Source organism: Pelomicrobium sp. G1 (genome assembly GCF_051905455.1).
In the GTDB taxonomy this organism is placed as follows: Bacteria; Pseudomonadota; Gammaproteobacteria; order Burkholderiales; family UBA6910; genus Pelomicrobium.
Map to the genome: position 1 here is coordinate 1 of NZ_JBQACR010000538.1, position 242 is coordinate 242.

The 242-nt window shown below is 68.2% G+C and carries 1 pseudogene; it reads right to left on the reverse strand.

Going from position 1 to position 242, the window contains the following annotated elements:
• A pseudogene (locus ACTFO6_RS19550) lies at window positions 1-242 on the reverse strand (amylo-alpha-1,6-glucosidase); the annotation flags it as partial.

The window sequence follows — 242 nt, forward strand, 5'->3', positions numbered from 1 at the left end:
CCATAGTAGCGCCCGAACGGGATCTCGCCCAGCCGCGCGAGCTCGCACTTGCGCATCTCGTGCAGGATCTTGCCCGGCTCGGCGTCCGCATCCGGATTCTCTGCCGTGGCCTGGTGGGCCGCCAGGAAACGCAGCACACCGCGGGCGATCCAGGGGTCGACCCACAGCATCGCGATGGCGGTGATGATGCCATCGCGGCCGAACGCAGTGGAGAACCAGGGGATGCCGGCGTAAGGGTACGC